The organism is Actinomycetota bacterium, from assembly GCA_005774595.1.
Lineage (GTDB): Bacteria > Actinomycetota > Coriobacteriia > Anaerosomatales > D1FN1-002 > D1FN1-002.
Window position 1 is genome coordinate 1 of sequence record VAUM01000057.1, and the last position, 8,704, is coordinate 8,704.

Here is an 8,704-nt window from a genome sequence, read left to right on the forward strand (position 1 = left end):
CGCGCGCGTAGATGCGGATGTCCTCGACCGAGGCGGCCAGGTCCTCGTCGGACATCGCCTCGAGATCGACGCCGGTCACGACGCGCTTGCCCTCGAGCAGGCCGATCTCCGAGCCGATCGCCTCGGCGGTGAGCGCGTGGTCGCCGGTGATCATCGCGACCTCGATGCCCGCCGCGTGGCACTCGGCGAGCGCTGCCGTCACCTCGGGCCGGGGCGGATCGAGCAGGGCGGTGATGCCGAGGTAGGTCATCTCGCGCTCGAGGCCTTCGCCCTCGGAGGGCTCGTCGGCTGCGAGTGCGCGCATCGCCACCGCGAGCGTGCGGTGGCCCCCCGAGGCGAGCGCCGCGTTCAGGTCGTGGAGCCGCGCGTGCAGCTCGGCGGTGAGCGGCACGGTCTCGCCGCGCAGGCGCGCGTGCGTGCACAGCGCGAGGACCACGTCGGCGCCGCCCTTGAGGTAGGCCACGCGCCCGGCGCCCGTGTCGTGCACGGTGGTCATGCGCTTGCGCTCCGAGTCGAACGGGACCTCGCCGATGCGCCGAGGCCGGACGTCGTCGGGCGCGAGGCGGGTGGCGACCTCGATGAGCGCGGTCTCGGTGGGATCGCCCACGAGCGTGCCGGTCGCGTCGAACCGCGCGTCGTTGCACGACGCCGCCGCCTCGAGCAACAGTCGCAGGTCGTCCGCGAGCGGCTCGGCACCCTCGGCCTGCATGGCGAAGTCGGGGAGCACCTCGACGGCGTCCTCGCCGACGACCAGCCGGCGGACGCGCATGCGGTTGAGCGTGATGGTGCCGGTCTTGTCCGAGCAGATGAACGTCGTGCCGCCGAGCGTCTCGACGGAGTGGAGCCGCCGCACGACCGCGTTGTGCGAGGCCATGCGCCGCACGCCGAGCGACAGCGCCATCGTCACGACCGCCGGCAGCCCCTCCGGGATGGCGGCGACCGCGAGCGACAGCGCGATGAGCGCCGCGCCCGCGAGGCCCGACCCGATGGGCTCGCCAGAGCCGAGCGCCCGCCACGTCATCACGGCGAACACGGCCGCCGCGACCCCGAGCACGCCGATGGCGATGCGCTTGCCGGTGACCTGCAGCTCGCGCTGGAGCGGCGTCTTCTCCTCGGGTTGGCTGGCGAGCAGGTCGGCGATGTGCCCGACCTCGGTGTCCTGCCCGGTGGCGGTGACGAGCATGCGCCCTCGGCCGACGGCGATCGCCGTGCTCGCGAAGACCATCGAACGGCGGTCGCCGAGCGCGGAGTCGCGCTCGGCTGTGTGGGACGCGTCCTTGCGTGCGGGCTTGCTCTCGCCGGTGAGCGCGGCTTCGTCGGCACGCAGCGCGGCGGCCTCGACGAGGCGGCCGTCGGCCGGGACCTTGTCGCCGGCCTCGAGCAGCACGATGTCGCCGGGGACGAGTTCCGCGGCCGCGACCTCGCGCTCCGCGCCGTCGCGCACGACGGTCGCCGCGGGTGCCGACATCTCCTTGAGCGCGGCGAGCGCCTTCTCGGCGCGGTACTCCTGCACGAAACCGAGGATGCCGTTGAGCAGCAGGATCGCAAGGATGGCGACGGACTCGGCGACCTCGCCCTCGAACGCCGAGATGACCACGGCGACCATGAGCACCCAGATCATGAAGTCCTCGAACTGGGCGAGGAACATCCGCCAGGCCGGGCGGCGGTCCTCGGTGGCCAGCGCGTTCGGTCCGGCCTGCTCAAGGCGGCGAGCAGCCTCGTCGGCCGTCAGGCCGGACGCCGCGTCGCTGCCGAGCGCCGTGAGGGCCTCGTCGGCTCCGTGCATGTGCCACTCGCCCCGCGTGATCCGCGGTGTGCCGCCGGCCATCGCGCCGTCTGCGCCCATGTCCCGTCTCCGTATCGTCCGCCAACGAGAAAGACCCCCGGCCCCGGCGCACCGGATCGCGGTCGCCCGAGCCGAAGGTCTCGCGGTCACAGTGAGGTGCTGTGCTGGCAGGGCCGGGGCTTCGTCGCCCGTGATGACGGCCTGCCTCCCGGCTCAAGGCCGGGCGCTACTCCCCTTCGGCGAGCGACAGTAGCACCGCGCCGCCGCCGAGGCAACGGGTGCCTCGGCGCGGTGCCTCGGCGCGGGCGATGTGGCGCCAGCCTCGGTGTGTTCCGCTCGTGACGGCGCTCACGGCGGCGCTCACGGCGGCGTGTCGCCCGCGGGCGTCACGGTGTATGCTGTCACGCGTTGTTCAGGCGAGTCTGAAGCGGAAGGATCGACATGGGCGAGAACAAGAACATGGTGTACATCCTCGGCGGCGTGATCGCCGTCCTGCTCGTGGTCGTCGGCTTCATCGTGTACCGCAACTTCACCGCGATACCCGACGTCAGCGATACCGCCGGCCAGACGACCGGCCAGACGACCGGCGGCACGACGACCCCTGCCGACGGGACCGCGTCGCCGAGCAGCGAGTTCGATCCCAAGACCGCCACCAAGCTGACCGGCGCGGACGCCGAGGCGCACGTGAAGGCGTACCACGACGCCGTGGTCGCGAAGGACTGGGTCGCCGCCTACAAGCTGCTGCCGCTCACGGGCAAGGGGAGCCAGCAGTACTACGGGGACCTCGCGGGCTTCAGCAAGACGATGGAAGGCTACGGCGTGACCTCGTACCAGCTGAGCAAGCCGGTCGAGCAGGGCGACACCGTCTCGGTCGACGCGAAGTCCATGATGCCGATGATGCCGCAGGGCCTGACGTACACGTGGACCTTCAAGAAGGTCGACGGCGTCTGGTACCTGGAGAGCCGCAAGAGCGCGATGTAGCACTCGCGCGCACGCGTGACGAGGCGGGGCGTCCCGGGCGACGGGGCGCCCCGCTCGCGTTCCGGCCGGGACGCGGCGCCCCGCCCCGCCTCCGTGTCCGCGACCCGTGCTAGGCTCGGCACCATGCTCCCGAAGTCACTCGAGCTGATGCTCGCACCCGGTACGGACCCTGAGGTCGCCGCCTCGTACGCGCGCCTAGCCGGGCGCGCCCGGGACGCGGAGTTCGGCTTCGAGGACGAGGTCGCGTTCGTCGACATCGAGACCACCGGGTTCGACCTCGAGCGGGACTCGATCATCGAGGTCGCCGCAGTCATCGCACGCGGGCCGCAGGTCGTCGCGAGGTACGGCTCGTTCGTCGACCCGGGCCGGAAGCTGCCGGTCGAGATCGTGAAGCTCACGGGCATCACGGACGCGGCGCTGGCGGGCGCTCCGCCCGTCGAGCGTGTGGTGATCGAGCTTGCGGAGTTCCTCGGCGGCCGCGACATCGTGGCGCACCACGCCTCGTTCGACCGCACCTTCCTCGAGGCGGCCGGCCTGCGCGCGCGCGGCGCGTGGCTCGACTCGCTCGAGGTCGCGCGCATCGCGCTGCCGCGGCTCGAGTCGCACCGCCTGATCGACATCGCCGCGGCGTTCGACCTGCCCGCGTCCACACACCGCGCCACCGACGACGTCGAGGCGCTCGCCGCCGCGTGGCGCGTCATGCTCTGCGGCCTCGATGCTCTGCCCGAGGGCGTGCTGCAGCGCATCGCCGAGCTGTCACCGTCGACGCTGTGGGCCTTGCGTCCGCTCATCGCGCGCATGGCGGCGGCCAGGCCCGCGCCGCCCGTGGACCTGAAGAAGCTGCGCCGGCACCTGACGCGCCTCGACTCGAAGCTGCCGATGTGCGACGCCGACGACGTCGCGCTGGTCTCGCCCGAGCCCGCCGAGGTCTCAGCGGCGTTCACGGACGAGGGTGCAGCGGGCCGCATGTACCCCGGCTACGAGCGCCGTGACGAGCAGGAGCGCATGTCGCTCGCGGTCAGCGAGGCGTTCGCGACGCGCACCCACCTCGCGATCGAGGCGGGCACGGGCGTGGGCAAGTCGGTGGCGTACCTGTTGCCGTCGGCGCTGTTCGCGACTCGCAACAGCGTGACGGTCGGCGTCGCTACGAAGACGAACGCGCTGACCGACCAGCTCATGCACTCGGAACTGCCCGCGCTCGACGAGGCGCTCGGCGGCGGGCTGCGCTACGTGGCCCTGAAGGGCTACGAGAACTACGCGTGCCTGCGCAAGCTCGATCGCGCGAGCGAGTCGCTCGACGGGGCCGACGCCGAGACCGTCGGCGTACTGGCGGCGCTCATCGCGTGGGTGGCGCAGAGCCCGTGGGGCGACCTCGACGCCGTGAACCTGCACTGGCGCCGTGACGTCCGCCAGACGGTCGCGTGCGCCGTGGCCGACTGCACGAAGCAGCGCTGCCGCTTCTACCCCAACCACTGCTACCTGCACGGGGCGCGGCGCCGGGCCGAGCACGCGCACGTGGTGGTGACCAACCACGCGCTGCTGTTCAGGGGGATGGCGGCGTCGGGCGGCGTGCTCCCGCCGATCCGCCACTGGGTGGTCGACGAGGCGCACGGCGCCGAGGCCGAGGCGCGCCGGCAGCTGTCGCTCGAGGCCTCGCACTCGGAGCTTCGCGCCGCGCTCGGCTCGCTGCACGCGAAGGGCAAGGGCGGCCTGCTCGACCTGCTCCGCAAGCGCGCCACCAAGGCGATGCCCGATGCCGCGGGCACGGTACTGTCGGCGGTCGAGGACATGCGCTCGACGGTCGAGACCGCCGCGACGCTCACCGACACGCTGTTCGAGTTCGTCAAGGACCTGTCGGCGGTGGCCGAGCGCGGCAGCGGGTACGACCGCGTCGAGATGCGCGTCACGCGACCGCTGCGCGACACGGGGGCGTGGGGTCACGTCGCCAACGTCGGCCGCTCGCTGGCACGCAAGCTCGAGCACCTGGTGGAGCGCGGCCGCGCGGTCACGATCACGCTCGAGGAGCACGACGCGCCCGGCATGGCCGAGGTCAAGGCGGACCTCGCCGGCCTGCTCACGCGCATCGCCGACCAGCTCGAAGGGCTCGTCGCGGTGGTGGACGGCACCGACGACGACTTCGTGTACGCCGCAGCGCTCGACCGCAGGCCCGACGTGCGCGCCGAGCGGCTCTCGGCGCTGCTGCTCGACGTGGGTCGCACGCTGGCCACGGGCTTCTATCCCGAGACGCACTCGGTCGTCTTCTGCTCCGCGACGATCACCGCGGGAGCCGACGGCTTCGCGCACTTCGCGCACTCGGTCGGGCTCGACCGGCTGCCGGAAGGGTCGTGGCGAGGGGTGCGCCTCGAGTCGAGCTACGACTTCGAGCGGCAGATGTCGGTGTTCGTGGCGTCCGACGTGGGGACGCCCAGCTCGCGCGGGTACCTCGACGACCTCGAGCGCCTGCTCGAGGGCGTGCACGCGGCGATGGGCGGGTCGGTGCTGACGCTGTTCACCAACCGTCGCGACATGGAGACGCTCTACGACCGGCTCGAGCCGCGGCTCGAGAGCGCCGGCGTGCCCCTGTCGGTGCAGAGTCGCGGCTCCTCGCGCAAGCGCATACGCGACGAGTTCCTCGCGCACGAGGCACTCTCGCTGTTCGCCACGAAGTCGTTCTGGGAGGGATTCGACGCGAAGGGCGACACGCTGCGCTGCGTCATCGTGCCGAAGCTGCCGTTCGGGCAGGTGAACGACCCTCTGCTCGAGGAGCGCAAGGAGCGTGACGGCGCGTGGTGGGCGCACTACTACCTGCCCGAGGCGATCCTCGAGCTCAAGCAGGCGGCCGGCCGTCTCATCCGCAGCAAGACCGACGAGGGCTGTCTCGTGCTCGCGGACTCGAGGCTCGTCGGCGGCGAGAAGCGCTACGGCCCGGAGTTCCTCGCGGCACTCCCGGTGCGCGACGTCGAGGTGCTGCCCATCGAGCGCATCGTGGAGGAGATCGAGAGGCGGTACGGGCGGCCCGTGGAGCGCCCTGCGGAGGACGCCACGCCGTTCTGAGCGCGGGTAGGCAGGCCGCGCGCGCTACTTCGGCGGCAGCGACTCGGCGTGGGTGCGTGCCGCGAGCAGCCACTCGAGCAGCGAGGCGCCGTCCGCGACGCCGGCCGGCTCGACCATCACCCAGCCGCGCATCGGGCGTCCGGTGACGTCGAAGGGGACCACGTTCGGGCGGGCGAGCGCTGCGGCGCCGTCCTCCGGTGAGAGCCTCACGATCAGCGAGTCGTGCCACACGCCGGTCATCAGGTTGCCCGCGAGCAGGTAGCCCGTGCCACCGAACATCTTCTTGCGGGTCGCCCCCCACGGCGTCACCACGTCGGAGATGCGTGCGTCGAGCGTCTCGTCGTACGGCATGCGCGCCTCCTCGTCCCAAGCCGCCCCCGTCTCGGCTCATGCCCGAGAATGCGGCCGCGCTCATCTAGAAGCTAGATGAAGGACCTGCTCGCAGGCTAGCGAGGCCGACGCCCGGGCTTCGTCGCGCTCGGCCTACTCCTTGACGGGCAGGACGTTGACCGCCTTGACGACCAGGCGGACGGTGTCGCCGACGGCCAGGCCCATCTCCTCGAGCGACTCGGTGGTGAGCACCGAGGCCATCTCGCATGGGCTCACGTCGAACTTCACGAGCGACATGACGTCGCCCTTCTGGACGGCCTTCACCTGTCCGACCACTGCGTTCCGCGCGCCGTACTGCATCTCGATCGCCCTCTCTCCCGGTGACTGATCGCGTCGTGCGCTGCGAGGCGCGGCGGGTGGCTGCCGCATGGATCCGCGCCCGTGCCCACGCTGGTATCTTCTCCTTTCGCGCGTCGCCCTACGCGCCCGGGGCCGGAACGGGGAAGATGACCTGTGAGCGCCGCCGCCCGAGAGGACGTGCGCGATGCGAGTAGCTTCAGGAGCGCTCTCCCGCCGCGGGACCGAGAGCCGGTCCGGCCGCCGGCGTTCAGGCCGACGGCCGGACACCTGAAGCCCGGCGCTCATCGGATCATGCCGTGCCGCCCTGCTCCGCGCGCCGGCCCGCGCGCCTCGCGATGAGGTAGGCGCCGAGGGTCAGCGCGTACGCGGCCGCCCCCAGGCCCATCGTCGGCAGGAGCGAGGTCCACGGACTCGACGCCGCCGCACCGGACGCCGCACCGGTCAGGCCGTACAGCGGCACCAGGAGTGCGCGCATGAGCGTCATCACCGCGTACGCTCCCCCGGTCGCGGTCATCGGGACGCTCCACGCCCAGGCGAGCACGGGTGCGCCCGCGACCACCGCGGCCCAGAAGATGGTCGCCGCCGCGGCGAAGCCCGGTGCGGACGACCGGCCCGACAGCGCGCCCGCGACGGGCCAGAGGCCGACCGCCACCAGCGTGGCGATCGCGCCGGCCGCCGTGGGAAGGCTCCCCGTCCAGAAACGGCCGTCGTTGGTCACGCCCGCTGTGACCCAGGCGAGCAGCAGGACCGCCGCCGTCACCAGCGTGCGACGCATCGCCGAGCTCACGGCAGGCTCGCGGTGATCTTGGTCAGATAGGACTGCGCCTGGATGCGCGGGGTCACCGCGGTGCCGGAATGGTGCTCCCGGGACAACCATCCGGCCTTCGTGACGTCCCAGTACGTGCTGTTGCCGTAGACGCGGTACCCGCACCACTCGTACGCATACTCGACCACGCCGTCGCACCGCATGCTCGTGATCTCGGCGGGCTCGACCCACGTTCCTGCGGTACCGGTGTCGTAGTAGACCTGGTACGCGAGGTTGTAGGGGATGCGCTCGTCGACGAGCCGCCTCGCCACGTACAGGAAGTCGTCGCGCGCGGCCGAGGTGGGCGCCACCTTGGGGCGATAGGTGCCCTGGTAGGTCTTGCCGTCCGTGAACTCCGGCCAAGTGCCGTACTGCACCCAGTTCGAACCGCTGCGCGCGTGGATCACGGGCAGCGATCCCGAGTTCCAGTGCGGCAGGGACATCAGCGCCGCATGCCACTGGTCGACTCCGGCGACGATCACGCCGTTGCGGTAGACCGCGTAGCCCTGGTTCCCCGTCGCGGCGTACGCCGGGCTCGCGAACGCGGCCGAGGCGAGCAGCAGCGCGACGGCGGTCGTGATGAAGATGCGCTTCCAAGGGATCATCGTGACCATCTCCTCTCAGTCCTCGGTCCACTTCGGGTTCAGGGGCGCTCCGTCGCGCGCGATGCGAGCGAGCGCCGCATCCAGCCGCTGGACCAGCTCGGGGGATGCGATCCGCTCGCGGACCGCCCCGAGCGGAGCGGCGATCTCGGTGACGGGATGCAGCTCCATCGCTGTGACGGCCAGCTCGATGGTCGCCGCGTCGGGGTCGTTCCGCAGGGCGTCCCTGATGAGCGCCGCGTTCTGATCGACCGCACCTGCGCGTGCGACGGCGTCTGCGGCCCCTGACTCGAGCAGAATCCTGAGTGCGTCGAGCGACCGCATGTCCGCGAGAGCGAACGCCGCGGAGTCGCACAGTTCGGGGCTCGTGTCCGGCGCGGCGAGCACGGTCGCGAGGTGGCGCAGCAGGGCCGACTTCGTGGTGCGGTCGGAGTCGAGCGCGCCGCTCCGGACCAGCACTTTGTACGCGGCCGACAGCCTCATGTCCGAGGCCGCGTCCGCGCGGGCGACGGTCGCGAGCGCGAGCCGGCCTGCGGCGGCGGGGTCGGCCTCGCCGAGCTTCTTCAGCGCGTGGAACGCCAGGTCGTCATCCGGGCCGACCGCTAGGTCGCCGAGGAGCGCGGAGTCCTGCGGTCCGAAGGCATGGTCCGCGACCACGCGTGCCTTCAGTGAGCCGTCGAGGTCTTCGTCGCGCAAGAGGGCGCGTGCGTCGTCGGTGGCCACCGAGTTCTCGGGGAGGGCCGCCAGCAGGTCGACCATGAGCTCCCTCGACGCGTGCGTCCGGGT

At 72.0% G+C, this 8,704-nt stretch carries 8 protein-coding genes; 2 read left to right on the forward strand and 6 right to left on the reverse strand.

Annotation, left to right across the window (positions count from 1 at the left end):
* The coding region (locus FDZ70_03840) for an HAD family hydrolase (GenBank protein TLM78800.1) at positions 1-1,846 on the reverse strand (1,846 nt) is incomplete at its 3' end.
* A 381-nt stretch (positions 1,847-2,227) separates the two neighbouring features.
* On the opposite strand from FDZ70_03840, the gene FDZ70_03845 reads away from it, so the two are divergent.
* A complete protein-coding gene (locus FDZ70_03845; GenBank protein ID TLM78801.1) occupies positions 2,228-2,767 on the forward strand; it encodes a hypothetical protein in 540 nt (179 codons plus the stop codon).
* Positions 2,768-2,890: 123 nt separating this feature from the next.
* Complete coding sequence (locus FDZ70_03850) at positions 2,891-5,821, forward strand: DNA polymerase III subunit epsilon (protein ID TLM78802.1); 2,931 nt, start codon at positions 2,891-2,893, stop codon at positions 5,819-5,821.
* 24 nt (positions 5,822-5,845) lie between these two features.
* On the opposite strand, the gene FDZ70_03855 is transcribed toward FDZ70_03850, so the two are convergent.
* From FDZ70_03855 to FDZ70_03875, 5 genes are all read right to left on the reverse strand, one after another.
* On the reverse strand, positions 5,846-6,172 hold the full coding sequence (locus FDZ70_03855) for a TfoX/Sxy family protein (GenBank protein TLM78803.1): 327 nt from the start codon (positions 6,170-6,172) through the stop codon (positions 5,846-5,848).
* Between the two features lie 132 nt (positions 6,173-6,304).
* A complete protein-coding gene (locus FDZ70_03860) occupies positions 6,305-6,511 on the reverse strand; it encodes a molybdenum-binding protein (protein TLM78804.1) in 207 nt (68 codons plus the stop codon).
* Between the two features lie 289 nt (positions 6,512-6,800).
* Positions 6,801-7,286, reverse strand: a complete 486-nt coding sequence (locus tag FDZ70_03865; GenBank protein TLM78805.1) for a hypothetical protein — start codon at positions 7,284-7,286, stop codon at positions 6,801-6,803.
* An 8-nt stretch (positions 7,287-7,294) separates the two neighbouring features.
* Positions 7,295-7,930, reverse strand: coding sequence for a hypothetical protein (locus tag FDZ70_03870; GenBank protein TLM78806.1), 636 nt, complete (start codon positions 7,928-7,930; stop codon positions 7,295-7,297).
* Between the two features lie 6 nt (positions 7,931-7,936).
* Positions 7,937-8,677: a hypothetical protein gene (locus FDZ70_03875; protein ID TLM78807.1), complete on the reverse strand. Its 741-nt coding sequence runs from the start codon at positions 8,675-8,677 to the stop codon at positions 7,937-7,939.
* Between the last annotated feature and the right edge of the window lie 27 nt (positions 8,678-8,704).